Raw genomic sequence first — 26,076 nt, 5'->3', positions numbered from 1 at the left:
CATTGTATCGAATACGATGTTAATGTTATCGGATAAGCCAAATTGTATCGTTTGAATGATTACTCACCAAGTCAGTTTTTGGTATCTGCTTCCCCTCTTGTTACACCATTTATGCCCGCAATATTTGGATTCTCCATGCGCCCTGAATCGATCCAAGATAGCCTGAAACCCTTGCGTATCGTACAGACATGCTCTGATTTCGGGTTGGGCGGGATCGCCCGGCACGCGTTTGATCTGAGCACCTGGCTCAAAGCGCGTGGTCATGATCTCTATCTGGCGGGAACACCGGATGAATGGGCCGGGGAATGGGCCGAAGATAGGTTCCTGCCCATCCCGACGCGTTATGTCGGTGGTGATGGAGGCACATTGCCGCGCCGTCTGGCCAATGCAGGGCGTGGGGCTGCCGCGCTACGCCGTTGGCTTGTGTCTTCACAGATCGATGTGATCCACGCGCATGAATCGGCCCCAGCATTGGTGGCGCTGCTGGCACGGCTGAATCTGAATATACCGCTTGTCGTGACCTATCACGGATCGGACCCCCAACGGATCAAAGGGTTTGGAACCATTGCACGTCATGCCGACCTGGTGGTTACGCCCAGCCACCGGGCCGCAGATGATCTGGCCGAGATCGCGGGCATTCCGCAGGACAAGCTGCGGGTGATTGGCTTAGGTATCAAACCGCCGCCCTCGGACACGGCCGAGGATGTTGCTGCGCTGCGCGACACCTTACTGCGCGGTGGCACGCATCTTGTCGTCTCTCTCGCGCGGGTGGCCTATCAAAAGGGCATTGACGTCTTGATCGATTGCGTCGCGCGTCTGAAGGACACCCATCCCGGCTATCGCTTTGTCGTTGTCGGGGATGGGCCGCTGGATCAGGAGATGCGGGCGCTGGCGACACAGCGTGGTCTGGATGAGCATTTGTTTTTCGCCGGACGTACCGAGGTTCCCTATCGCTATTTGCGGGCAGCGGATCTGATGTTGCTGACCTCGCGGTGGGAGGCGCTGCCCATCTCTATTGCCGAAGCGTTCCAGGTTGGAACCCCGGTTGTGGCCACCGATTGTTCGGGTGTTCACGAACTGGTGCATGATACGGTCGGTGCCTGTGTGCCAATCGGCGATGTCGCGGCGATCACGCAGGCTGTTGAGCATATTCTCGAAGATGACCAAAAGCGCGCCGACATGGCAGCCAGGGCCTTGGACAGGTCGAAAGAGAGCCGGTTTGATCCAGACCACATCAATCGGCAGATCGAGGCGCTTTATTTCAGTCTTCTTGACTGAGCTGCGGACAAAAGCTGCATTCCTTTGCAGCATGCCCGCAACACAGCCTGTGAACAGGGCTTCAGGGCAAGTTCCATCTTTCGATCATGGTATGGATCATGCTTTCATATCGGAAAGTCATTGGTAATCCGGTTTGAGTCACATGCAGTCCCTGCGCATTTTGATGTTCACTACATTTTATCCCCCTTATTCCTTTGGCGGCGATGCCATTGGCATTCAGCGCATGGCCCGGGCGCTTGTGGCGCGGGGGCACGATGTGACGGTGGTGCATGACGAAGACAGCTATCTGATCCTGGGCGGCAAGCCGCAGCCCGAAGGGCCCCCTGACGGGGTGCGTCGGATCGGATTGCGCAGCCGCAATGGCATGATGTCGAACCTGCTGACCCAACAGATGGGCCGCCCGGTGATTCATGGCGCGCGCATCCGCGAGATACTGGCCGAGCGGAAGCCGGATATCATCTGGCACAACAACACTTCGCTGATCGGCGGGCCCGGCCTGTTGCCGATGGGAGAGGGGCTGAAAGTCTATGAGGCGCATGAACACTGGTTGGTCTGTCCAACCCACGTTCTTTGGCGGCATGGGCGGGAACTGTGCGATGATCGCCAGTGCTTGCGCTGTGTGCTGAATTACAAACGCCCGCCGCAGTTGTGGCGCTATACCGGCGCACTGGACCGGGCGCTGGATCACATGGATCTGATCATTGCCAAAAGCGAATTTAGCCGCGCCAAACATCGCGAGTTTGGCTTGCGTCAGGAGATGCAGGTACTGCCCTATTTCCTGCCCGATCTGGACCAGAGCGCCTTGCCGGAACCGGCGGCGCATGAACGTCCCTATTTCCTGTTTGTCGGTCGGCTGGAAAAGATCAAGGGGTTGCAGGATGTCTTCCCCGCCTTTGATCGTTACCCGGATGCCGATCTGCTGATCCTTGGCGATGGTGATTACGCGGATGAGTTGAAGGCACAGGCCGCAGGCAATGACCGGATCAAGTTCCTGGGCCGCAAGACACCTGACGAATTGAACGCTTACTATCGTGGCGCACTGGGGCTGATTGTGCCTTCGGTTTGTTATGAAACCTTCGGCATCATCCTGATCGAAAGCTTCCGGCTGGGCACACCGGTGATTGCCCGACGGCTGGGCCCGTTCCCCGAAATCGTCCAGCGGGCAGGGGGCGGAGAGCTGTTCGAAACCGAGGATGACCTGATCGCGGCAATGCGTAACCTTCAGCACCAGCCCGACCAGCGCGCGGTACAGGGTGCTGCAGCACGCCAGGCGTTTCTGGAAATCTGGCACGAAACACCCGTGCTGGAGACGTATGGCGCAGCGCTTGCGCGCGCAGCGCATGATGCAGGAAACCCAGAGTTGGCCGCGGCACTGGAGGGCGGGGCCTTTGAAACCGGTACCGGATAAGCATCCCGGGCGAGCGTTGCTGTCAGGGGGCCAGCGTTCCGATCCGGTGGGCGTTTGCCATGACCGAAAAGGTGATGGTTGTGGCCGGAATGCTGGGCAGGCTTGAGGCATCGACCAGATGCACCCGCGCCAGCCCTTTGGGTCGACCCAGAATATCCGACTGTCCTGCGCGGGGCGTTTCGGCCATGGGCACCGAGCCGCCGACATGAAAGCTTGACCCCACATCGCCGGGGCGGCGGGCAAAGCTGAGCGGGGTCAGCCCGGCCAGTTTCAGCACTTGCGCCAGCCGGGATGTGGCCCGCGCCATGATCTGTTCGGTTGTGTCATTCGGCAGGACCTTGGATACAAGCCGCCCGTCAGGGGCCAGTGTCAGATCAATACGGGCCGAATGGTTGGAATGCAGAAACGCCTGCGCCACGATCAACCGCCGGGCCAGCATATGCCATACAGGGGCCGATCCGGGCAGCTTTGCGCCATAGCTGCGGATCAGATCCTGGGCATAGAACTCATTCCAGGTATAGATCTGGCTGTGCACCAGATGGGGCGAGAGATCGGGGTCATCCAGCTCGATGAAAATCTGCGGCAGAGTGTGATAGGGAACCTGATCAGGGCGGCGCGGGGCGCGCCAGCGGTGAAGACTGGGCAGGAAGAAATGCTGGCTGTCTTGCAATTGCAGGCGGGCAGCCGGATCCGCCGAAGACAGCAACAGCAGGCGCGCCGTTTCCAGAACGCCTGCGGCGACAAAAACGCGATCAGCTTTCAGTTTCTCGCCGCCATCCAGCCGGACGGTGACATGATCGGCCTGCTCCTCGAAAGCATGGGCAAGGCCGCTGCGGTAGCGGAACGCCGTGTGGTGGCGCAGATCCTCAAGTGTTTGCCTGGCCGAATAAATATGCCCCCAAGGGCACCCATGCAGACACTGGCCGCAGTAGCGGCAACCCGGATCCACAGCCAGGCGCGCCATCCCGGCAGAGGCTCCCAAGCGGGCAAGATTGCTTTGGTGGTGCTCCAGACGGTGCAGAATGTGCCCGGCCTGAGGTGATGGGGTCAGTGGAACCCGGTGCTGCATCGGAAAGGCGGGGAACAGGGTCTGCAAGGCGTCTTCTCGCCCGCTGACCGGCAGAAATTTGGCAATCGCCCGGTAATGCGGTGCCAGATCCTGCGCACTCAGCGGCCAGTCGGTGATATCTGCATCCCGGTTGGGCAGGATCGCCGAGCCCCAAAGGTTGGATAACCCCCCCGCCGCATGTGAGGCACGCAATCCGATCTGATCCGGCGCAACCAGTGTGTCTGTACCCGACACCATGGCAAAATCGGACCCGAACCGGCGCACCTGTCCGGGCGGCGTGTCTAACTGAGGGGCCTGCCAGGCCCGAATATCTGCCGCAGACCAGTCTTCAGGATCTGAGGCCGCCATCCGGTCGCGGCGCTCCCGTTCAGAGGCTTCAAGCTCTTCCCCTCCGTCTATCATCAAAACCTGACGGCCACGGTTCAGAAGGGCAATGGCCACCGATACGCCTGCTGGCCCCGACCCGATGACAAGATCGGTCACGGGGTGCGGCCCGTTTGCACCGACAGAAGCGCCCTCATGCGGGAACCGGGCGGGTCATCTCGGCAACGATATCATCGATGATCTGCTGCAGCGTCCGCATCGGGCGGAACCCGGTGACGCGTTGCAGTTTCGAGACATCGGGCAGGCGGCGCTGCATGTCCTCGAACCCTTCGGGATAGACGGTGTCATAGGGGACGAATTGGATTTCCGAGGTCGAGCCGGTTGTTCGAATGACCTGTTCGGCCAGTGCGCGGATCGTGACCTCCTGATCGGTGCCGACATTGAACACGTCACCGCGTGCCTCGGGTAGGGTCATCAGACGGCACATGGCCTCGACCACATCCGCCACATGGCCGAAGCAGCGCGATTGCTCGCCAGTGCCGTGTACCATCAGTGGCGCGCCTTCCAGCGCGGATTTGACGAAATTTGGCAGCACCATTCCGTAACGCCCGGTCTGACGCGGGCCGGTGGTGTTGAAGAACCGCAGCACCGTGACAGGCAGATCGGATTCCCGTGCATGGGCCAGTGCCAGAAACTCGTCCAGCGTCTTGGCGCAAGCATAAGACCAGCGCAGGTTGCGGGTGGCGCCGATGGTCAGATCACCTTCTTCCTGAAAGGGGAAATTGGTGCTTTTGCCATAGACCTCGGAACTGGAGGCGATGAAGGTATGTGTCTTGTCCACCAGCGCTGCATCCAGAACGTTTTCCGTGCCCGCAACATTGGTCAGGATCGATCGGCTGGGTTCATCCATGATCAGCTTGACCCCAACGGCCGCCGCCAGGTGGAACACCACATCCGCCGGTCCAACCAGATCAGCGACCAGCTGGCGATCCAGAATACTGCCTTTGACGAAGGTGAAACCGGGGTGATCCGCAACACTGGCCAGATTGGACATGAGCCCCGTTGACAGATCGTCCAGAGCCGTAACGGTATGGCCATCCCCGATCAGCCTTTCCGTCAGATGAGAGCCAATAAACCCGGCCCCGCCGGTCACCAGAATATGCATATCTATATACCTGTCACTTGTTCTGAACCACTGTGCCGAAGTGTACAACCTGTCCCGCGCCTCCGGCTATAGTCGCGGATAAAAAAGGTTTGCTCACCAAGGCTTCCCCCGAATGGCCGCCCGCACGTTGCGCATCAGTTTGCGTGCCGCAAGATAGGGCCCGCCGCGCCCGGCAAGATGAGCCTTCCAGCGGGCGATGTCGGTGAAATAGAACATCTCGAGCCGCGGCAGATCGTGCATGTCATCACCCGCTTTTGCCACGCCCAGCCTTGTGCCGACCGAGGTGTCGTAATTCCGGGCGACCCGCGCGCGTATGTCCGGGTTCGATGCCCCATAAGGGGGTGCAAAATGGCGAATGGGCTGATCCAGCCGGGCGGTGATGTCCTGACCAGGGCCGGTTATCTCGTCTTCAAGCGCCTCAGGGTCCAGCGTGGTGAGGTCGGGGTGGCTGATACTATGCGCGCCGAAACAGACCCCTTCTTCGGCCAATGCCGCAACTTTGTCCCAGCCCATCAGCGGGCGCGGGGGGACATGTCCGCCGGCCCAGCTGTCACTGCCGCCCATCCGGCCCGAAGGCAGATAGACGATCGGGGTGAAATTATGATCGCGCAGGATCGGCCAGGCGGTGTCGGCGAAATCTTCGAACCCGTCATCGAAGCTGATGATGACCACGCGCGGGGCAGGCGGGTTGGCCAGCGCATCCGGTGTGACCACCGGCAGGCCGGATGCCGCCAGCGCCTGCATCTGGGCCTTGAACACCTCGGGCGCAATCGAGGTCGGTCCCGGCGCATCCGAGATCGAATGATACATCAGGATATCGGCCTGCCAGGCGGGCATGGGTCAGTCTTCCACCACATGGGTGGCAAAGACCTCGCGATACCTGTTCCATTTCGCGCGGTCGACATGGCCCTTGCCGTCAATGCAATCCGCCGCGCCATAAGCCATGGCAAAGGCGTGGTGGGTGTTGTCATGAGCAAACAACCCCTGCCGTCCGAATACGAGCAATCCGTCCATATCTGAGAGCCACTGATCCACCGTATCAAATCGCTCTTCATAGCCCACATCGTAAACCGGATAGGCATGGCTCAGCCGCCGGGTTTCGCAGCGGCGCACCGGTACGGTGACGGGCAGGCCCAGCTGGCCCAGCCATTTGGTGAATTCCTGCCCCAGTTCCTCGTCGGACATGGACCACCATTTTTCATCCGGGTCGCAGGGCAGCTCGGCACACAGAACGGTGACGCCCTTCGGCTCGCCACTGGCGTTATAGTTCTTGGGCTCTGACATGCGGCTGATCGGGATCGACAGTTCGGGGAAGTAATGCGCATCGAACTCGGTGAACTGGTCGGTCTCAAGCACCAGGTACAGCAGGATCATGCCGCGGAACCGGATCGCGCGGGCAGCCTCGACCACTTCCACCGGAGGGTCACCGATCAGGCGCGTCAGCCCGGTCAGCGGGATGGTCGACAGGATCAGATCGCCGGTCATGTGCCGCTCGCCATCTTCGTCACGGATCGTCAACCCGGTGATACGCTTGCCGTCCCGCTCGATGGCGGTGATCTCGGTGTTGAACAGAAAGCTGGCACCGTTGCTTTCCGCACTGTTCCGCATCGCGTCCGAGATTTGTCCGAACCCCTTGCGCGGATAAAAGAACCGCCCCGCCGTTTCGCTGCGCAGCCCCGGCAGCAGGCGCAGCATCTTCATCAGGATCTTGCCGACCGAGCCGCTGCCGACCCGACGTTCTGCCAGTTTCACCGCCAGCTTGTCCGGATCCAGTCCCCAAAGCTTGCGCACGTATGGGAAATAGAAATTGTCCGAAATCGTCGGTCCCAGCCCGTCATAGAGCACGGTCGAGAATGTCTCGGGACCTTCGCTTTTCTTGCGGAAGGGCTTTAGCGCCATGTCCCCGATCAGCGACGCGGCAAAGGGTTTGGGCAGGCGCATCAGCGCATCGGTCAGTTTCAGCGGAAAGTGAATCCATTTGCCGCCCAGCCGGATGCGTCCATGGCGTGGGCGCAGCAGCAGGTCGTCCCCCAGCAGGGCTTTTACATCGGCCAGAACTTCGGGCTCGGCCGCCGGATGAAACCGGTGCGAGCCATAGTCGCAAATCACGCCTTCAACCGGGAACGAGGCCGAATTGCCGCCCGCAACAGGCGCACGTTCGATCACGGTCACGCGGGCCTGTCCAGTCAGCGCGTGGGCGGCGGCCAGGCCAGCCGGTCCAGCCCCCAGAATGATGATATGGGGCTTATCGCCGCTTTGGTTTTGGGAAACATCCGTCACTTGCACTCTTCCTTCTGGGAACTTGCCGGAGTGCTGAACCGCATCCCGGACATGGTCAGAACCAGCGCGCCAAACCCGCCCGCCGTAAACAAAACAACCTGCCAGACAAGCCCCGCGGCCACGACCGCGGCGGCGCTGGCGCCAAAGGGGGCGAGAAAACCGGCCAGCGTCGCCTCGCGCAGGCCCAACCCGTTCAGGGATACAGGCAGCACGGCAATGATCTTGGCCAGTGGCCAGGCAAAGATCCATGGTCCGGCGGCCACATCGACACCAGCTGCGATGGCCAGCCACCAGGCCAGCAAGACCAACAACAGCTGAATCAGAACAGATGCAATGAAGGCCACGGCCAGCGTTCCGGGCTTGCGGCCCATTTGAGCCAACGCATCGGACAGACGATGAGCAAAGCCTTTGCCGGGCAGGGACGGCACATAGCGCCAGGGCAGGGGCAGCAGGCGCGGCAAAGCGACCATGCCCGCCAGCGCCGCCAGCAAGACCAGCGCCACCGGCCAGATCATATGCCCGCCCGCAGCGCTTTCCCATGTCAGGACCAGCCCCAGACAGGACAGGGTCAGCAGGGCCACCATATCGATCAGCCGATCCACGGTTGCGCCCGCAACAACCCGCGCGCCGTCCTTCATCGCTGCCTGCGCCAGACCGGCGCGGACTGTGTCGCCGCCAATCGCACCCGGCAGGCACAGGTTGGCGGCCAGCCCCGCAAAATGCGCCCGGATGGCCAGCGGGGCCGCAAACCCGCGCCCCAGCAGCAGCCACCATTTCAGCGCCGCCGCAACATGGGCCAGCAGAAACAGCGCCAGCACGCAGGCAAAAACCCAGACCGGGATGGCTTTCAGCGCTGCCAAAATCGCCTCGGTCGGCAGAATCCAGAACAGGATCGCCAGCACCACGACCGATCCGGCAACCCGGATCAGCCAGCGCCGTTGACTTGGATCGGAAAACATCCCGCCGCTCCTGTCAGGGTCTCAGATGCAGCCGCGAGATCATGTCGGCGATCAGCCCCAGCGACCAGATCATGATCGCCGCCAGGAACGAGAACACTGCCGTTTCGCTGAGGTTCCAGTAGAACATGTCGACAATGAATTTCACCGTTCCCAGCGTGAAAAACGCCAGACCCAGTGGGATGAACACCCGCAGCGGGTTGAACAAAGTGCTGATACGCAGGATCAGGATGATAAAGTTCAGAAAATCGATCGGCCGGATTTTCGACTTGCCCACCCGTTTACCATATTCGATCGGCGTATAGATCATCCGCTTGCCATTTGACGTCATGCACAGCGTGATCGTGGTGGTGAACGAAAAGTTCTGCGGCAGAAGCGGCAGGAACGGGATCAGCTCGGATTTACGGAACACACGCAGGCCCGAGTTCAGATCGTTGATCTTGCGCTCGGCCAGGAACGACGCAAAGGCGAACAGGAATTTCTTGGCCGGTTTGCGTAGCAGCGGCACGTTTTTCATCGCGGCACCTCGGTCGCCGACCACCATGTCCTGATCGCGGCACATGGCCAACATACCCGGCAGGTAACGCGCGGGATAAGTGCTGTCGGCATCCAGAATGGCGACATATTCATACTGCGCCATCCGCACCCCACGCTTGAGGCTGGCGCCATAACCGGAATTGACATCGTTGAAGGTAACGGTGGCTCCACTGGCTTCGGCCTCGGCGCGGGTGTTGTCCTGGCTGGCATCGTCCACCACGATGATCTCGTAGGGGATGCCCAGCGGTTCAAGGTGGGTGCGCACATCCTCGACTGTGTGACGTACGGCGTTTTCCTCGTTGAACGCGGGGATGACCACGCTCAGGCTCATGCCTTCGACATCTGTCGCAGCCGCTTTACTGGTTGCGGTGCTGTCTGCATCGATCCGTTCTGCGACTTTATTCATGTAAACAGAAACCCTTTATATTCATAATTCATTTAACCCGCTCCGCTTGCAGAATACCCAAGGACAAAGGGGAACTGGTTTAATTCCGTGTCTTGCGTGTTTCATTCAACCACATGTTGACTGAACGTAGACAATAAAATTGACCAAATTAGATCGTTTCGGCGTCAAGAATTGTACCTGTTCAGATTGCATGCGACAGAGATCTTCCGCTTGAAACGCAGTCTACCAGATTGGCTGCCCCAGGCGGAAAGTGATGGTTTGTGTCCTTCCGTTTGTTTCAACCAGTTGCACGATCACATCGTTGGATGAGTCTGCCGGGTCGAGTTGGAAATAGGCGTGTGCAGATTGACCTGCGGGTGTCACCGTCAGCGACTGCGCTGTGCGCCCGTTGATTTCAACCGATGCAGTGTCGACCTCGGGCGCGCCGATCCGCAGTTCGACGTCGAGCGGGGTTCCACGTCTGAGCGGGTCGTCCAGCACCAGATAGGCCAGGGATGCCGGGGCCTTTTCCGGCAGAATGCCAGCCCTTTTGTAAGAGATGGGGCCGTAATTCACATAACCGCCTGCCAGAACTCCCAGCACCAACAGCACATAGGCCCAGCGGAAAATCCCTAGACCACGCCAGATGCGTCTGAGCGGACCATATTGCGCGGCATCCGAGGTCAGCCGGGTGGCAAAAATCAAAGCGCCGGTGAACGCGACACCGGTTGCAACAAGCCCCAGAGCAATCCAGAGCCCCCTTGAAAAGATCCCACCCCAATAGCCATAGTGCAGTTCATCTATCACATGACGCCAGCGGGCAATGTGCGTGTTGTCATAGGGGGTGAAGGCCCCCAGGATCTCGAATGTCACGGGATCAACTGTCACGATGCTGGGTCCCCTGATCTCGGGAATGCTGGGCAGGTGGCCCGAAAAGCTGAGACCGTCCGATTTCCTGACAGGAAGTGCCACGCTTTGGGGTTCAAATCCGGGCAGGGCCTCGCGGGCGCGGGCTTCTGCCTGATCAAGGATGGCGGCCCCGAAGTCGGGTGGTAACCGGGTCTCGCGTTCAACGGACGGCTCAGGTTTTGGCCTGAAACCGTCAATCCCGAAATCGCTCAACATGAAAAAGAAGGCTGTGACAGCACTGATAATGAGAAAGGGCGCTGTCCAGACAGCGGTCAACCGGTGCATCGCGCCGGCCCATGATCGGGAGTCGGCCCCTTGTCTGGGCCGCCGGAAGAATCCCTTCCAGAAACGTCTATACGTAATAAGCCCGCTTATGATCTGAAACAGAACCACAATGGAGGTTGCCGCCACGGCCTTGTAGATGATGCTTTGACCCGAGAGCAGTTTGACGTGAAGCTCCCGCAGAATCCTGTCAAAACCGGGATAGCGCGTCACCTGCACAACCTCTGCGGTTTCGGGATCGGTCCAGTAATTCACCTGCTCCCCCCAACCAGTGCGGCCTTCGCTGCGGTCTACGAACCAGGGGGTTGGGTGCTTGGTGATGGTTTGGACCACACTTTCGGGGTAAACCTCTTTGATATTACTATAGATTTCCCCAAAACTGACAGTTCGATCCTCTTTGGCGGCAGTGGTCCAGACGGCGGGGCGACCGACCGATTCCAGCTCGACCCCGATTACAAGCAGCGATCCGGTCAGAAACAGAAAAAAGAAAAAGATCGCAAAATGCAGACCCAGCCAGGTGTGCAGCGTGAACAAGAGATTGCGCAACTTGCGATTCATTCGAAACCAGGCCGTCAGATACTTTTACGAAACATTAAACGGGACACTGGCCAGAGGCGCAAGAACGCCGGGCAAAGCGACCCCGAAAAGACCAAGGAGATGACCCGTCTGTTCATCAGATGAGCCTAGCGGGGGCGATATGGTTCGCCTCCGTCCTTTGATCATTCGAGGACAGCGCCCTTTTTCTTGAGCTGCGCGTTTGCTGCGCGTTTCTTTTCGGGCTTGGCTTCGAATTCCTCGTGATAGGACCGTTCGACATTGACGTCCCAGACGTCATTGTCTTCGCCCATGATATTGCGCGCCGCATACATGGCCGACAGCATCGAGTGATCCTGGTTGTTGTAACGGTGCAGCCCGTTGCGCCCGACGGTCTGGAAATTTTCGAGCGTTTTCAGCCAGTCGCTGACCGTATCCAGGGCTTCTTTGTATTCACCATCATAGACCGGATAAGCTTTGGGCTGCCGGATCACTGAATAATCGACGACCGTGTCAGCATTTGCCAGGTTCAGCTTTTCAAGCTCGGTGCTGGCCAGTTCTTTGAGCTCTTGGTCAGACGAAGACCACAGCCCGTCGCCTTTCTGGCAGAAATACTCCATCCCGATGGACGAGGTGTTCTGATCCGGCAGCATTTCTGCCGACCAAGCCCGGAAGTTCTGAATCCGGCCCACTTTCACCTTCGGGCTGTGAATATAAATCCAGTTGTCCGGGAACGGATCCGCGTGATCCAGGATCAGGGTCACGATCAGGAAGTCACGATACCGCAGACGGTCCGCGGCTTCGATCACCTCGGGCGGCGGTGGCGGATCAAAGGCATGGATCAGATCGCGCACGGCCATCGAGTTGATGAATTCTTCGCCTTCGACGCGCTCGGTCCATTTCTCGCCGTCTTCATTCCAGTGGCGCACGTCAATCGAGGTCACGCGGTTGCCGTCCCGGTTGACCTGAGTCACTTCGGAATGGGTTTCGACACTGCCGCCTTTTTCCCGGATCAGATCGCGGGTCTTTTCCCACATCATACCGGGGCCCAGACGGGGATACTGGAATTCCTCGATCAGGCTGGCCGTATCATTGGCCCCCGAAATCGCGTTCCAGACCGCTTTGGGCAACGACAGATTCTTGATCCGCTGCGCAGCCCAGTCGGCACGGATTTCAGAGGGCGGAATACCCCAGACCTTTTTGGTGTAGCTGTGGAAGAAGTGCATATAGAGACGTCCACCAAAGCGGTTGACGACCCAGTCTTCAAACGTGTCTTCCTGCGGTCGGGGACGCAGTTTCCACTTAACGAAGCTGCCAATGATCTTATACGTCTCGTACGGGCCGATATTTCCCAGCGCGTTGAAAATGCGCAACGGGTAATCGTAGAACTTGTCACGATAGAAAATGCGACTCAGGCGCTGCACGGTAATGAAATCCGTGCCCATCACCTCGTGCCACATGTCTTCGACTTCCTGCACCTTGGTGAAGAACCGATGCCCACCAATGTCGAAACGATACCCATTATGGGTTTCGGTACGCGAGATGCCTCCGACCATGTCCGAGGATTCATAGACCTGCGGCACATGCTTGTCGCTCAACTTCTGGAGTTCGTATGCTGCGGTCAGGCCAGCGGGGCCTCCGCCAATGACGACGACTGGAATTGTATCTTTGGTCAAATCACTCATACCCACACTAAATGTCACACACAAATTTCTGCCTTCAAACTACAGGAGGTTCCCCCGCTTTCACAACAAATTCCTGTGTCCCGCCGAAATTAATGCGCAGACATTTTAAAACCGGTTCCGCCCACCCTGAGCTGGCGCGATAACGCCTGCAAACGATCTGTCGGGCGGGGGTGGTCAGGCCCGGGTTCGGGATGGAAACCGAGGTCGTTTGAGAAGAGCGAGCCTGGCTATGTTAGCGGTACAACAAGCCCTTGAAAATATAAAGAAAGACAGTAGGGCGTAGAGTAAGCCCTTTTATTTCGCGGGCTCGGCTTGCCGCTGTTCTGAGATACGTTGCCCCGTACCGGGGCCAGATCGCGATTTGCTATGCAGAAATCAAAGGCCAACGCCGAGAGGCAATGCACGTTCTTTCAACAATTCTGCGGCATTGCGCCCATTGTGCAAAAAATATGCGCGCAAGCACCGCAAACCGGCCCGAACCGACTCGGCCACCGACGGCCTTGGCGGGGCAAGATCAAATGCATCTATCCGCGTGTGACGCGCAGCTTCTGCTTCTGCCCCAGCACGTGATATTCGAACAGGCACCAGACATAGACGGTGGCGGAATAGACGTAATAGACCTGATGGTAGAGCAGGCATTTGAATGCAAACCATGGCCCGCCATGTCCAGCCATGGCGCGCACCAGATCCAGATTGGCGATCAGGGCCGCCGTCAGCAACAGCAAGGGCAGGGGCCAGGCCCCCGGCCAGAACGGCAAAGCCAGAAGCGACAACAGCAACAGCCCCGCAATTGCAGCCCGCGCCCGCTCGGCCATCGAGGTGTTCAGGTCATCTGTCAGCCCCTCGCGCGAGATCATCAGCCGGGCCCAGGGCAGGGCGCGGCAGAAGATATCCGTGCTCAGGCTGTTGCGGATGGTCCAGACTTTCAGATGTTTGCCCTGCAATTGCGGCTCGACCAGGATACGGCGGCCGGTGGCCGCGATCCGGTAACCCAGCTCGATATCCTCGATCGAGGGGACCTCGTAGGTTTTGACATCAAAGCCTCCGACCTCAAGAAACACATCGCGCCGGATGGCACCACACCCGGCCCAGAAAGTGCGCGCCTCGCGGCGGGCCCGCTGATGGTGATAGCGGTGCAGAAGGTTCTTGTAGCGTGAAAACCAGGCCTGCCCATCCGGGGCATCGTCATAAGATCCGAACACGGCGCCAACATTGTCTTCGGACATCGCCCGGCGAATATGCTCGGGCCCGTCCGGCCAGGCGATGACATCGGAATCCACAAACCACAGGATATCGCCCGTGGCGTGCTGTGCAGCCAGATTGCGGGCCGCGCCGGGGCCGCCATTGACCGGAGTGGTCAGAACGGTTGCGCCCATGTCGCGCGCCAGCGCGGCCGTGCTGTCGGGGGATTGGTCATCCACCACCAGAACCTGCTGCACCTGATCAGCCTTCAGCATATCAAGAAGGGGCGGCAGGACACGAGGCAGCAGATGTTCGGCGTTATAAGCCGGCATGACCACAGTGATGGAAAAAGACGGGTTGGACATCATGGATCCTCAGCGGAAACGGAGCGCAGCGCCTTGGGGCGCCGGACAAGAAGAAGCAGGGTGGCCGCAAAAGGCAACAGCCACATCACGCGGGCACCGTATCGGGGGGCAGGCTGTGACACCCCTCCGCAGACCAGTGCGTTGACCGCAATTCCAAGCAGCAGAAACAGTGCAAAGACCCTGAAGGGTGTGGCCACCTGCCCGGGCCAGATAATCAGCCCAACCACTATGGCGGCAGAGATCAGGTAGATCACCGCATGAACCGTATCCAGTGGCCCGATCCAACCCTGATCCGCCGTCAGTACGGTGTCATCCAAAACGTCGAACTGGCCTTCCGGCAACCCGGACAATGATTTTACATTACTGACCACCACGTCATTCGGGATGGTCATCACGACGCTGTTGGTCAGCAACTGCTCGGTGGCGTTGCCCGCCAGCGCCAACACGGTGCCAATGGGGCGTGCCGTCAGAACGCGCAGGAAAAAATCGCGCTGCTCAAAGGCAACAGCCTGCTGATCTTCTGCCGTCATCAGGCGGAACGAGCCAAGGTTCTCGGAGCGCTCAAAAATGATATGCGAAGCGGTCAGACGATAGGGGTCATCGGACCAGGACAGAGCTTCGTGCAGCGCACATGTCGCCAGCTCGGATGATGGGCATACGTCATCCAGATATGCCATTCCAGGGCCATCCACGATCAGCCTGGCTGTTATGTGAGGCGTGTAAACCACCTCTTTCTGGGTGGCGGTTTCAACGGCCACCTCGAACACTTTGCGCTCTGCCATGGCAAGACCGGACAGAAAAATCATGAACCCGACTGCAAGCCAGCGGCCCTGTCCGATGCGCAACACAGCGGCCAGTACGGTCAAGGGGAACATCAAAACCGCGATACCCAGATGCGATGGGTGCAGGACGACCGCAAAAAGGCCAAGCGCAAAAATGGCCAGCACTTCGCCAATCTGTATCTGCCGGCCCGATGCGACCACCGCAGCAATCAAGATCAGCATGACCGATGTGAAAATATCGGGCATGATATAAGCCACATAAAAGGGCAGTGACGTTGTCGCAGCCGCCAGCAGGGGCAGGGTGATCAGCACAATAGGCGTACGCCCTGTGGGGGCGCTGCGTTCAAGCAACCGCACTGCCAACCAGACCGCCAGCAACAGCAGTGTTAGCTGAACGACCGCAACCCCACCCAATGCATCCACGCGCCAGAATGCGGCCACCAGCAAGCCATATACGATTGAACGTGACCCGCCCGCAGTTTCATCATCATCCTTTCCCGCCGCCGCACCGGGGGATTGGGCGACTATCCCATCCTGCGGTGCAGGCGCAGGCAGGATCATGGACAAGGCAATGTTGCCCTGCCGGAAATAACTGCCGGTATCGAAATAGACGAGAGGGCCGCGATTGATGGTCAGCACGGTCAGGCAGGCGATGACTGTTGCGGCCAGCAACAGCAGCCCCCCGAACCAACGCGGCGGCCCTATTATGCTTTTCGAGGTCACTTCCACGCCACAACGTCGTGGGACGTTGCCAGGGTAATCAGCCAGATACAGGGCTTAAGAGTTTGCTGCCCGCCCTGCAGGCGCTCGCTGGGGGTCGCATGTTTGTCATCGAAAAAATAATCAGGATAAAAATCAGACGCATCCATCAGCGGTCTCAGCAGCTATGCGCCAGACCGCACCATCCGGTACTGGCGTTTTTAAAATCGATCAGGCGTAACAATGGATAAAGAATATATCCGGACTGCAGAGTTGAACGCCCATACTCAGAATATCACCTTGCCAAAGCTACACGAAGTTTTCCGTGCAACGAAGAACAATTACAAAAGCCCTATAATTTCGCGCTTTTTCCTCAGTTGATGTGCTTTACTCTACTGATCATCTCCACGACGGGAAACAATAAATAAAATTGCAGCTCATTGTAATTTTTTCGTGGAAATAGGACGTGCAATCCCTGCAACTTTCCCCGAAATGCGGCTTGCACACGCATGACCGCGTCGCCTTCGAATTTTGGGCCGTTAAAAGATGGCCTTTCTTCAACTGTTTGAACCTGATTCACTCGAGAATCAGCTCTCAGAGTGAGAGGTTTTAAGTCGCGCCGACCCCAAATGACTGTTCAATATTTGGAAACAGATGCTGATAACTTAATTCATTGTGGCCTCAAGACCCCCTAAGTGGCCATATAAATGACATATTTCGCAGAAAAACACTCGATATGTGTCAAAAGAGTGGGTAGAGTTCAAGTTAAGGGAGTGTGCGTCACGATGGGTTTAGATGTGGCAGACCTCACCGCGACAGTTAACGAGGGTGGAATAGATGTTTAAATCTTTAAAGACCATGCTGGTCGCGCTTGCAGCGGTTGTGTTGATGAGCAGCGCAGCAAGCGCCGTGACAGTGGTCAGCGCAGGCGGGACTTACGATATCAAGTCAGACCCGCTGTTTATTGGAACGGCAACCAGCCCTGGCGGGCCGGGATCTTATGCGGTGAATTTCACATCACCGGTTGATCCGCTGATTGGGCAAGCAAACGCATCGGTTACGATCAATGTCTTTGGCCTGTTCACTGGCCTGACGATGAGCTGGGTTGATACAGCCAACCCATCGAACGTGTTTGCAACAAGCGCGATTCTGGGCAACGGCCTTCAGACAACGCTCAACACGCTGTTCAGCAGCGCATCAACCAGTCTGAGCCAAACACTTGTGTTCTCGTGGGCGGGATCGACCGCACCGACCAACGGTGGGGTGATCGGCTTTGACTTCGATGTCTCGGCGGTTCCGCTGCCAGCAGGTGGCATGCTGCTGCTAACCGCCTTGGGTGGGCTGGCGCTGATGCGTCGTCGCCAGACGGTGTAAAAGAAGCTTCATAACAGATGTTATGTTAAAAGGGCTGCTGATGCGGCCCTTTTTTATTGGTCGCAGATCAGATCCTGCCGCCGGCGGCCTGAAGCAGCATCCAGACCATGCGTGTACATCTGAGCCGGATCAGGGTCGCAACCGCCCGCATGGTTTCACCCGCCGAGCCCAGCTTATTGCTGGCCAACACTTTGGGCGTATGCACAACCGCACTTGCAGGCATGGCTAAACCACGCAACGCCCACCGCAAACGCGCGGACAGATCGGTTCCGTTCAGTTGATACGCTTCTTGCGTGGTTCGACGCCACTTGGCCTTGAGCGCAGGCCAATCCTGGCGTGATGGATGACTGACCCGAAAATCGTCTTCATAGATCAGGCTATAGCCACGGGACACAGCACGCATGGTCCATTCCCGATCTTCGGACACACCGTTAAGGAACCCGCCGATTGCGTCGAACACGTCACGCCGAGTCAGCAGATTACCTGCGCCTGAAAAGCCCTGAACTTCGATGTATCTGCGGAAATTGAAGGCAAAGACCGCCTCGAATGCTTCGGCACCACTGCGGGGCGCCGGGGTTTCGTCAAAGACATCAACGCGCCCCCCGATCAGGTCGGCCCTGTCGGCAATCCTGCGCCCAACCGTCAGCCAATCGGAGGCGGGAACGCAATCGGCGTCGATGAAAAACAACCGCGGGGCCGTGGTCTCGGCAACGCCGCGATTGCGGGCATGGGCCGCGCCCTTTTGGGTTTCCACCACAAACCGCACCTTGGGAAAGGCGCGGCTTATCTGATCCAGAGACACCGGAGAGGCATTGTCGACAACGATGATTTCCGTGTTGGAAATATCATTGTCCGTCAAGGCACTCAGACAGCGTTCCAGCCTGGGAATGTCGTTGTAATGCGGGATGATGACCGCGTCAGCCGGGTGTGTTTCAGTAGTAACCTTGGTCATTGCCGAAAGCTCCGCTGATATAGCGGCATTTGTTCAGGACGATCCCCATAACCTGCGTCAGTTCGGCCAGCTGCCGTTCTGCGACGTCGATATGATCGATACTTGTTTCTTCAGCTGCCGCCAGCAGCAACGCGCAATCGACATTCTTGAGGAACCCGTGGCTGTCATCGCTCACCATCAAGGGGGGCGTATCGAACAGAATAATGTCCGGTTTGAATTCCGCCTCGATCTCTTCCAGAATTTCGATGGCGCGCCGGCTCTGCAGAATTTCGGCCGGATTGCGGGTCTGGGCGTAGTTCAACCCGAAAATCACGTTGCTGCCATGGCGGCGGCCATGATCCCGGAACGCTACAGATCCCTGCAAAACATCCGCCATACTGTGTTCGCCGGTCTGCTGCAGGATATCGGCCAGCCCTCTGCGCCGCAGGTCCAGATCAATCACAATCGTTTTCAGGTCTGCCTGCCGCCCGAGACTGAAGGCAAGGTTGGCCGCCGCCGTGCTTTTCCCACAACCGCTATACGGAGAGGTCAGCGCCACCCGACGCCAGCCATTTGACAGAATCTGCTGCAGCATTTTGGTGCGCAGCATGTCATAAGATCCAGCTGCCTGACCGCCCCCATAAGAGACCAGACGGTTTCTGGAAATGAGGCGCGGCTTGATCTTGATCTCGGGCACAGCTGCCCAGGGATCGGCACCACTTTCCTCGGGTTCAACCTGAAACTCTTCAGGTGCTTGCTGCGGCGGAATCTGCCGGTTTTCCCGCTCTTCACGGGCCTTTTGAATCGCCTGCTGAAGACGGTCCATCACACCCTCCTCAGGATATACAGAACAGACATCACCAGCGAACCTCCAATTTATCCATCACACGTTCGGCGATCAGATCAAGGGGCAGATAATACGTGTGGACAGCCCACACCGCCGCCGGAACACCAACCATGATGGCCAGGATCACCGCGATCCAGGCCAGGCGGTAAACGATCACCTCTTTGCGCGAACGCATGTAAGGGATGGTCGCAATCGGCCACACCTCAAGTTTATTGATCAGATCTTCGGGCCGCCTGACCGAACGGTTCAATAGCTCAAGCAACACGATCAGCCCCAGCCCCAGCCCGATGCCAAACACCGTTCCGCCCCCTGCGATCATCAGGCGGTTGGGTTTGGTCGGGCCGCTTGGGACCACCGGATATTCGATCACCGAAATCCGCTGTCCCTGAGAGGTTACTTCGATCCGTTCGCCCGTTGATGCCGAGGCAAGGCGTGTCACAGCGTTATTGTACTGGGTTTGGATATTATCGTGATCGCGCTGCAACTCGGCCAGCGTAATTGCATTGGCCGGGGTTTGGTCGATCGTCAGGGTCAAATCTGTAAGGCGTTCTTCGATCACGGCGCGTTTATCTTCCTCGGCGGCAATCTGCGAATCAAGCTGCGCCAGCTGAATATCGAGCGCCGAGTTCCCCGTCTGCGTATCGGCAGGCACACTGCCGGCGGCCTGTTCGGCGGCAACGACGTCTTCCAGTCGTTCGATGTGGGCGCGCAACAGTTTGATCTGCGGATTGCTTTCCGAATACAGCACCAACTGATTGTCCAGCTGGTTGCGCAGTTGCGCCAATTGTTGTTGGGCCTGAGTCTGAGCTTGCTGCCCCACACCGACAATCTGTCCGGTCGAACTGTAGATGCTCAGCAGTTTCTCGCGCTGACCTTTGAGCGCAAATATCTGCTGGTCGGTCTGTTCCAGATTGGTCTGCAATGTGCCTTGCTGGGCCATGCGGAACTGTAGGCTGCTGGGAAGCGCATCCGAGTTTTCATTCTGGAATTTCAGGATCCGGGCGCTGCGCTTGTCCAGCTCATCGCTCAGCCGCTCGACCTCCTGTTCAAAAAATTCCAGTGTATCGGACGCTCGCCCCTTACGGTACGAGACATCCAGCTTCTGGATTTCGGTCAGGTATTCGTTCAGCACTCCGGCCGCGATCGCGCCTGAACGCGCCTCAAAGACGATGGTCATCAAGCTGGCCTGATTGCGGCCAGTGCTGATGTGGATATGTGTATTCCGGCGCAGGGTATCGACGATCTGGTCCGGCGTTGCCTCTTGCTGATCAGACAGAACCTCAAAATTGCGCGCAATGTCCAAAAGAACCGGGCGCGTCAGCAGACGCTGCTCTACGATTTGCAATTGCTCGGCCGCAGATGTGTTCACGGTACTGGCCGCCAGGTTGCCAGGAATCTGCGGGGATTCGACAATCAACCGCATCTGGGATTCATATGTTGGAGGCAAAGCTCTGGCGATGATGATCGACGCCACAGACACAATCAGAGCAACGATCAGAAAATACGGAAACCGTCTCAGGAAAATGGAAAAGTAATAGCGAACGGGGCCCATTTCAGACTGTCAGCTCCTTCTCAAGCGAGTTTCCACCAAAAAATACACCATCCTGAACGACCTGGCTGACGATATGTTCGTCGATATCCTTGGTCTCATTGGTCCAGGCATAAAGCAGCGCAAAGTCGCAGAACTGGTTTACGAGCCGCGGCACGCCCCTGGTTTGCTGAAAGACCTGTTTGCAAGCGGCTTCCGTGAACTCCTCACCCGACCCGCCGGCAATCTTCATTCTGTGCCTGATGTAATGGTCGACCGACTCTTCATCCATGCGTTCTAAATGAAAGCTTGCCGCGACCCGTTGCGTCAACTGTCGCATCTTGGGATCCAGAACCAGATCACGCAGCTCGGGCTGCCCGACCAGAACCAGCTGGATCAGCTCATCCGTGTTTGCGTTGATATTGGTCAGCATACGGATTTCTTCCAATCCCTCGACCGTCAGATTCTGCGCCTCGTCAAAGATCAGCACCACGCGGCGGCCTTCGGCATATTCAGAGACCAGAAAATCCTGAAGCGCCCGGAACAATTGCACATAACTGGCGTCATTCTCGATCGGCAACCCAAGAGCGTGCAACACCCATTGCAGCAACTCGCCCCGCCCCCCCTGCGCGTTCGAGATCAACCCTACCGTGATCGAATCTTCCATCTCACTCAGCAAGTGTTGCACAAGGGTGGTCTTCCCGGCCCCGATCTCACCGGTCAGGACAGTGATGGGGGCACAGCTCATGATTCCGAACTGCAACACCGAATAGCCGCGCTTGTGCAGCGGCGACCAATACATGAACCCGGGGTCCGGCAGCAGCGTGAAAGGGCGCCGGTCCAGTCCAAAGAAATCTAGGTAAAATCCGTCTTTGGGAACCATGGTCGCACGGTCGCCTTCCGCTTTGTCACACCCGGTTCTGGTTTCTCGGAAATCATCCAACTTAACACTCTGAACCACCAGAAAACCCTTACAGACACTAACATATCACATGAACCAAAAGTACTTAGTGACGAGCGTGCCATAAAATCAAGACATGTCACACCCCTAACAGTTACATGCGTTAAAAGCCCTCTCAGGCAAATTCAATCAATGCTAATCAGGGTGATTGTTTCCGGAAGCCTCCTTCAAAAACTGCTCAAAATAGTGTCAATCCTGGCACCACATGCCTAAGGCCCATGCGGGCGGACGCCCACTCATTAATACCTTTTTGAGATCAAATTAACGTAAATTTCATCATTGTAGCTCCATTTGACACAACTTCTGGGTCCTCGTACCAAAGTAAGAAGAGCGAAGCCCCTAAATCACCCCTTTAAAACAGCGGTTCTGGTGGTCAGCCAGGGTCCTGTCACATGATTATTGTTTGGCATGTGGTTTGGAATTTGTTAAGAATTGTTCCGTGGAAGTCTGCCAAGTGTTGTTGGTATCGGCAGAGCTAAATTGATATAAATGTATAACATTTTTTATACATAAGTTGAGGTTGAGCATAGCTAGTTCCTGAGTTGAGTAGGTGGTGTTTTGGGTGTTTGTGTGTGCCGGGGGGTTATATAGTGACAATTCATTCGAAAGAGGTGGCCAACCCTGGCTACCCTAAAACTCCGGTTATGCCTGTCGTGGCGCACGGGTCGGGGTTTTACAGAAATGGTGGGAAGCGCATCTTCGATGTTGCTTTCGTGTTGCTGTCGGCACCCTTCGTTGTTCCGCTGATTCTGATGTTTGCCATCCTGCTGCTGTGTCAGGGTGTCACCCCGTTTTATCGCCAGAAACGCGTCGGTCGGAACGGTAAGAGCTTCAACCTGCTAAAACTGCGCACCATGGTTCACGACGCCGAGGCCGTTCTGGAAAAGCACCTTGCCGAGAACCCCGAAGCGCGGGCCGAATGGGACCTCAACCAGAAGCTGCGCGATGACCCGCGGATTACCAAGCTGGGCCCGTTCCTTCGGAAGTCCTCTATGGATGAATTGCCGCAATTCTGGAACGTCCTTGTCGGCGAAATGTCCGTTGTCGGCCCCCGCCCCATGATGGAAACCCAAAAAGAGCTGTACCCCAGCAAGCTTTACTACTCCATGCGCCCTGGCATCTCGGGTCTGTGGCAGGTCTCCAAGCGCAATCAGTCAACATTTGCCGAACGGGCCTATCACGATTCCGAATACTGGAAGACCATGTCCTTTGGCACCGATCTGTCCATTCTGGCCCGGACCGTTACGGTCGTATTGCGCTGCACCGGCTGCTGACATCGCCGTAACATGGCACAGGGATGGACCCGGGCGGGCGCTGTCTGGACACGTCAGGCCCTGCGGGAGACACAACAATGACATCGACCAACACCCCTTTTGGCAAAACGCTGGCGGTCCTCCTGCTCTCCGCCACTCTGTTTCTAAGCGCCTGTGACACCGCCGAAGAACGCGCGGAAGCGCATTACCAGACCGGGCTTGCTCATCTGGAAAACGGGGATGTCGAACGCGCGCTGGTCGAATTCAAGAATGTCTTCAAGCTGAACGGCCAGCATAAAGATGCCCGCCTGACCTTTGCCCGCCTGGAGCGTGAACGCGGCAATGCTCAGATCGCCTATGGTCAGTATCTTTTGCTGGTCGAACAATATCCGGACAATCTCGAAGGACATCAGGCGCTGGCTGAAATGGCTCTGGATCTGGGCAACTGGGAAGAATTGGAGCGCCATGCCGGAGCCGCGCTGGCGCTGGCCCCCGATGATATCGTGATCCAATCCCTCAACAACACGCTGGCCTATACTCAGGCGGTCACGACCGGCAATGAGGCCGAGGCGGAATTTACCGTCCATACAGCCCGCGAAATGCTGAATACCAATCCCGACCTGATCACCGCGCGACAGACGGTCATCGACCATCTGGTCCGGAGCGAGGACTGGCAGGGAGTTGTGGACGAAACCGACACCGCGCTGACATTCGCGCCTAAGAACGGCAGTCTTTACGCCATCAGGCTGCGTGCGCTGCAGGAGCTGTCCAATCCCGCAGAGATCGAAAAGCAACTCACGCATATGATGCAGGTCTTTCCCGGCGACACCAGCGTGGAACAGTTGCTGGTCGAACATCACATCGACAACGGCAATCTGGATGCCGCCGAAGATATCTTGCGGGCGCGAGCCGATCCAACAGCAGAAACAACGCTTTCGGTTCAGCGGCTTATCGCTTTTCTGAACGATCACCGGGGTGCGGATGCGGCCATTTCCGAGTTGGATGCGATCGTCGCGGCCAGTGATGTGCACGCCTTTCAGTTTCAGACCATGCGCGCTGCGCTGAAGTTCCGTTCGGGCAACGTCGAGGAGGCCCTGACAGAAATGCAGGCCCTGCTTGAGAATGCCGAGCGGACCACCCAAACCCGCCAGAGCGAAGTGGAATATGCGCGGATGCTGTTTGTATCCGGGCAGGATGAAGCCGGGCGGGCCGTGGTCGAGAAAGTGCTGGCCGAAGACCCCACCGAGGTCGAGGCCGCCAAACTGAAGGCCGCATGGCTGATCGAGGATGACAACACCGGCGATGCCATCCTTCTTCTGCGCGAAGCACTTGGCGAAGCCCCGCGGGATCCGCATCTTGCAACGCTGATGGCCAAGGCACATGAACGCAATGGTGACCGCGAACTGACCGGCGAAATGCTGGCACTGGCCACAGAGCTTTCCCAGAGCGCCCCCGCTGAATCCTTGAACTATGCCCGGTATCTGCTGGCTGGCGATGACCCGACAATTGCTGAAGGCATTCTGGTCGATGCCTTGCGACGGGCTCCGGACAATGCGGATCTGCTGATTGCATTGGGCGAGGTCTATCTGAGCCAACCGGATTGGGACCGGCTCGATATCGTCCTGCGCACATTGCGGGATATGGACGATCCTCAGGTTCTGCGGCAATCAAAAGAACTTAGGGCGCATATGCTTGCGGGCCAAAAGCGCACGGACGAGCTGGAAGTTTTCCTGAACGAATTGACCCGGGACCCCGATTTCGGCCTGCCTGCCGAGGTTGCTCTGATCCGTCTGATGTTGGCCCAGGGCGATATGACCGGTGCCACCAACCATCTTGAGGGACTGCTGAGCGAAGATCCCGACTCGCTGATCCTGCTCTTCATGAAGGCCAGCATTCTGACCAGCGAAGGACAGTTGGACGAGGCCGAGCGCCTGTATCGTGAAATCCTCGAGACCCGCCCGGATGTCACCCGCGCCTGGTTTGCCTTGTTTGAACTGCACTCAAGCCGCAACGATCCCACCCAAGCACAGGCCATTTTGCGCGAAGCGCTGGCTGCACAGCCGGAAAACCCCGATCTGCTGATGCTGCTGGCGACCGAATATGAACTGGCCGGAGATCTGGATCAGGCCATTGCCGTGTATGAACAGCTTTACCCGCTCAGCAACCGATCCATTGTTGTCGCGAACAATCTGGCCAGCCTTCTCAGCACCCACCGCAGCGACGATGAGAGCCTGCAAAGGGCGCAGCATCTGGCCAGGCGCCTGCGCGGTACGCGTGATCCCGCGTTCCAGGACACCTATGGCTGGATCGCGTACCGGCTGGGCAATTACGAAGAAGCGGTCACATATCTTGAAGCTTCGGCACGTGTGCTGTCGGAGCACCCGCTGGTTCTGTATCATCTGGGCAATGCGTACGCCGCTGTCGATCGGCCGGAAGATGCGCTGCGGGTCTACAAGCGCGCCCAGGCCGCGGGGGGCCCTGTAAATGTATCAGCTGAGTTGAAGGCGGAAGTTCAACGGCTCAGCACAGCGAACGCTGCCGGGCAATAGTGGCAAACTACGCTGCATTTCTGCCGCATATCGCCCTTATCCGAAACGCCGCGGATTGTTTTGCACAAGTCATGGCGGCATAAACAAGAAAAAGTGAGAGATTTGAATATGCGTACAGTCATCGGATCATTGATCGCTCTCGTCATTACCATGGGTATGGCCGTTGGTGCCTGGGCACAGGCCTATCAAATCCAGCCGGGTGACGCTCTTCAGGTGGAAGTTCTGGAAGACCCCACCCTCAACCGAACCGTGCTGGTCCTTCCCGATGGCTCTGTTAATTTCCCTTTGGCAGGGACGCTTCGTGCCGCGGGTCAGTCAACCAACGGCCTCAGCGCGTCTCTCTCCTCGGCATTGGCTTCAAATTTCAACTCGCCCCCGACCGTCTTTGTCTCAATCGCGGCGCTGGCCCCGCCCCCGCTTCCGGGTGCAGCGGCAGCAACCGGACCGACCATTGAGGTTTTTGTCATGGGTGAGGTCAACGTGCCCGGTAAGCACCTTGCGACCGAAGGCACAACCATTCTTCAGGTTCTGGCTCAGGTCGGAGGCCTGACCAACTTCGCGGCTCCCAAGCGCATCGAATTGCGCAGAGCTGATCGTAAAACAGGCGTGATGAACAAGTATACCTACAACTACAATGGCTCGGGCAGCGGGATCAAAGGCAATACCGTACTCAAAGCCGGAGACGTTGTTGTTGTGCCGTCGCGCCGCCTATTCGAATAGGGGCTGATACAGGTGGGGAAAATCGGGAATAAACTGTTCCTTGCAATTGGGGGCAGTGCAGGGGTGATCCTTT

Annotated in this window: 21 protein-coding genes; 6 read left to right on the top strand and 15 right to left on the bottom strand. The window is 57.9% G+C overall.

All coding sequences use genetic code 11. From position 1 onward, the window contains the following. Positions 1-135: 135 nt before the first annotated feature. Both GS646_RS22715 and GS646_RS22710 read left to right on the top strand, forming a co-directional pair. Complete coding sequence (locus GS646_RS22715) at positions 136-1,278, top strand: glycosyltransferase family 4 protein (protein WP_171648812.1); 1,143 nt, start codon at positions 136-138, stop codon at positions 1,276-1,278. 163 nt (positions 1,279-1,441) lie between these two features. Continuing rightward, on the top strand, positions 1,442-2,686 hold the full coding sequence (locus tag GS646_RS22710; RefSeq protein ID WP_171648814.1) for a glycosyltransferase family 4 protein: 1,245 nt from the start codon (positions 1,442-1,444) through the stop codon (positions 2,684-2,686). A gap of 22 nt (positions 2,687-2,708) precedes the next feature. On the opposite strand, the gene GS646_RS23290 is transcribed toward GS646_RS22710, so the two are convergent. From GS646_RS23290 to GS646_RS22655, 11 genes are all read right to left on the bottom strand, one after another. Then, positions 2,709-4,238 carry a GMC oxidoreductase gene (locus GS646_RS23290; RefSeq protein ID WP_171648816.1) on the bottom strand — a complete coding sequence of 510 codons (1,530 nt, stop codon included), beginning with the start codon at positions 4,236-4,238 and terminating at the stop codon, positions 2,709-2,711. A 34-nt stretch (positions 4,239-4,272) separates the two neighbouring features. Next, a complete protein-coding gene (locus GS646_RS22700; protein WP_171648818.1) occupies positions 4,273-5,244 on the bottom strand; it encodes an NAD(P)-dependent oxidoreductase in 972 nt (323 codons plus the stop codon). Positions 5,245-5,337: 93 nt separating this feature from the next. After that, entirely contained in the window at positions 5,338-6,081 is a 744-nt protein-coding gene (locus tag GS646_RS22695; protein WP_171648819.1) for a polysaccharide deacetylase family protein, read from the bottom strand. 3 nt (positions 6,082-6,084) lie between these two features. Next, positions 6,085-7,524 carry an FAD-dependent oxidoreductase gene (locus GS646_RS22690; RefSeq protein WP_171648821.1) on the bottom strand — a complete coding sequence of 480 codons (1,440 nt, stop codon included), beginning with the start codon at positions 7,522-7,524 and terminating at the stop codon, positions 6,085-6,087. Next, on the bottom strand, positions 7,521-8,483 hold the full coding sequence (locus GS646_RS22685; RefSeq protein WP_171648823.1) for a lysylphosphatidylglycerol synthase transmembrane domain-containing protein: 963 nt from the start codon (positions 8,481-8,483) through the stop codon (positions 7,521-7,523). Before GS646_RS22685 ends, GS646_RS22690 begins: the two co-directional genes overlap by 4 nt. A 13-nt stretch (positions 8,484-8,496) precedes the next feature. Then, positions 8,497-9,423: a glycosyltransferase family 2 protein gene (locus GS646_RS22680; RefSeq protein ID WP_171648825.1), complete on the bottom strand. Its 927-nt coding sequence runs from the start codon at positions 9,421-9,423 to the stop codon at positions 8,497-8,499. A gap of 222 nt (positions 9,424-9,645) precedes the next feature. Beyond that, positions 9,646-11,151: a PepSY domain-containing protein gene (locus tag GS646_RS22675; protein ID WP_171648827.1), complete on the bottom strand. Its 1,506-nt coding sequence runs from the start codon at positions 11,149-11,151 to the stop codon at positions 9,646-9,648. 161 nt (positions 11,152-11,312) lie between these two features. Continuing rightward, positions 11,313-12,812: an NAD(P)/FAD-dependent oxidoreductase gene (locus tag GS646_RS22670; protein WP_171648829.1), complete on the bottom strand. Its 1,500-nt coding sequence runs from the start codon at positions 12,810-12,812 to the stop codon at positions 11,313-11,315. A 524-nt stretch (positions 12,813-13,336) separates the two neighbouring features. Next, positions 13,337-14,359: a glycosyltransferase gene (locus GS646_RS22665; RefSeq protein ID WP_171648831.1), complete on the bottom strand. Its 1,023-nt coding sequence runs from the start codon at positions 14,357-14,359 to the stop codon at positions 13,337-13,339. After that, a complete protein-coding gene (locus GS646_RS22660; protein ID WP_171648833.1) occupies positions 14,359-15,813 on the bottom strand; it encodes a hypothetical protein in 1,455 nt (484 codons plus the stop codon). The genes GS646_RS22665 and GS646_RS22660 overlap by 1 nt, the downstream gene beginning before the upstream one ends. A 47-nt stretch (positions 15,814-15,860) precedes the next feature. Beyond that, complete coding sequence (locus tag GS646_RS22655; RefSeq protein WP_171188992.1) at positions 15,861-16,010, bottom strand: hypothetical protein; 150 nt, start codon at positions 16,008-16,010, stop codon at positions 15,861-15,863. A gap of 667 nt (positions 16,011-16,677) precedes the next feature. On the opposite strand from GS646_RS22655, the gene GS646_RS22650 reads away from it, so the two are divergent. Next, complete coding sequence (locus GS646_RS22650) at positions 16,678-17,214, top strand: VPLPA-CTERM sorting domain-containing protein (RefSeq protein ID WP_171188990.1); 537 nt, start codon at positions 16,678-16,680, stop codon at positions 17,212-17,214. 67 nt (positions 17,215-17,281) lie between these two features. Here the strand turns inward: GS646_RS22650 and GS646_RS22645 are convergent, their stop codons facing one another. From GS646_RS22645 to GS646_RS22630, 4 genes are read right to left on the bottom strand one after another with little or no spacing between them, the layout of a single operon-like run. Next, a complete protein-coding gene (locus GS646_RS22645) occupies positions 17,282-18,166 on the bottom strand; it encodes a glycosyltransferase family 2 protein (RefSeq protein WP_171648835.1) in 885 nt (294 codons plus the stop codon). Beyond that, on the bottom strand, positions 18,147-18,971 hold the full coding sequence (locus GS646_RS22640) for a CpsD/CapB family tyrosine-protein kinase (protein ID WP_171648837.1): 825 nt from the start codon (positions 18,969-18,971) through the stop codon (positions 18,147-18,149). Before GS646_RS22640 ends, GS646_RS22645 begins: the two co-directional genes overlap by 20 nt. 31 nt (positions 18,972-19,002) lie before the next feature. Further along, positions 19,003-20,544 (bottom strand): lipopolysaccharide biosynthesis, encoded by a 1,542-nt coding sequence (locus tag GS646_RS22635; protein WP_171648854.1) that lies wholly within the window; start codon positions 20,542-20,544, stop codon positions 19,003-19,005. 1 nt (position 20,545) lies between these two features. Beyond that, entirely contained in the window at positions 20,546-21,463 is a 918-nt protein-coding gene (locus GS646_RS22630) for an ExeA family protein (protein WP_253746791.1), read from the bottom strand. Positions 21,464-22,071: 608 nt separating this feature from the next. Here GS646_RS22630 and GS646_RS22625 point away from each other — a divergent pair. From GS646_RS22625 to GS646_RS22615, 3 genes are all read left to right on the top strand, one after another. Beyond that, entirely contained in the window at positions 22,072-22,755 is a 684-nt protein-coding gene (locus GS646_RS22625) for a sugar transferase (protein ID WP_371732130.1), read from the top strand. Between the two features lie 77 nt (positions 22,756-22,832). Then, a complete protein-coding gene (locus tag GS646_RS22620) occupies positions 22,833-25,283 on the top strand; it encodes a tetratricopeptide repeat protein (RefSeq protein WP_171648855.1) in 2,451 nt (816 codons plus the stop codon). 108 nt (positions 25,284-25,391) lie between these two features. Further along, positions 25,392-26,003, top strand: a complete 612-nt coding sequence (locus GS646_RS22615; protein ID WP_171189090.1) for a polysaccharide biosynthesis/export family protein — start codon at positions 25,392-25,394, stop codon at positions 26,001-26,003. The last annotated feature ends 73 nt before the right edge of the window (positions 26,004-26,076 follow it).

The sequence above is a fragment of the Ruegeria sp. HKCCD4315 genome (genome assembly GCF_013112245.1).
In the GTDB taxonomy this organism is placed as follows: domain Bacteria; phylum Pseudomonadota; class Alphaproteobacteria; order Rhodobacterales; family Rhodobacteraceae; genus Ruegeria.
Note: the sequence above shows the minus strand (reverse complement) of the source record. Positions and strands in the feature narration are given on the sequence as shown.

Coding starts and splice junctions, on each gene's coding strand:
- GS646_RS22650 (WP_171188990.1), top strand. CDS start 16,678: ATGTTTAAATCTTTAAAGACCATGCTGGTCGCGCTTGCAGCGGTTGTG.
- GS646_RS22670 (WP_171648829.1), bottom strand. CDS start 12,812: ATGAGTGATTTGACCAAAGATACAATTCCAGTCGTCGTCATTGGCGGA.
- GS646_RS22635 (WP_171648854.1), bottom strand. CDS start 20,544: ATGGGCCCCGTTCGCTATTACTTTTCCATTTTCCTGAGACGGTTTCCG.
- GS646_RS22710 (WP_171648814.1), top strand. CDS start 1,442: ATGTTCACTACATTTTATCCCCCTTATTCCTTTGGCGGCGATGCCATT.
- GS646_RS22645 (WP_171648835.1), bottom strand. CDS start 18,166: ATGACCAAGGTTACTACTGAAACACACCCGGCTGACGCGGTCATCATC.
- GS646_RS22640 (WP_171648837.1), bottom strand. CDS start 18,971: ATGGACCGTCTTCAGCAGGCGATTCAAAAGGCCCGTGAAGAGCGGGAA.
- GS646_RS22675 (WP_171648827.1), bottom strand. CDS start 11,151: ATGAATCGCAAGTTGCGCAATCTCTTGTTCACGCTGCACACCTGGCTG.
- GS646_RS22680 (WP_171648825.1), bottom strand. CDS start 9,423: ATGAATAAAGTCGCAGAACGGATCGATGCAGACAGCACCGCAACCAGT.
- GS646_RS22655 (WP_171188992.1), bottom strand. CDS start 16,010: ATGGATGCGTCTGATTTTTATCCTGATTATTTTTTCGATGACAAACAT.
- GS646_RS22620 (WP_171648855.1), top strand. CDS start 22,833: ATGACATCGACCAACACCCCTTTTGGCAAAACGCTGGCGGTCCTCCTG.
- GS646_RS22695 (WP_171648819.1), bottom strand. CDS start 6,081: ATGCCCGCCTGGCAGGCCGATATCCTGATGTATCATTCGATCTCGGAT.
- GS646_RS22615 (WP_171189090.1), top strand. CDS start 25,392: ATGCGTACAGTCATCGGATCATTGATCGCTCTCGTCATTACCATGGGT.
- GS646_RS22685 (WP_171648823.1), bottom strand. CDS start 8,483: ATGTTTTCCGATCCAAGTCAACGGCGCTGGCTGATCCGGGTTGCCGGA.
- GS646_RS22700 (WP_171648818.1), bottom strand. CDS start 5,244: ATGCATATTCTGGTGACCGGCGGGGCCGGGTTTATTGGCTCTCATCTG.
- GS646_RS22715 (WP_171648812.1), top strand. CDS start 136: ATGCGCCCTGAATCGATCCAAGATAGCCTGAAACCCTTGCGTATCGTA.
- GS646_RS22665 (WP_171648831.1), bottom strand. CDS start 14,359: ATGTCCAACCCGTCTTTTTCCATCACTGTGGTCATGCCGGCTTATAAC.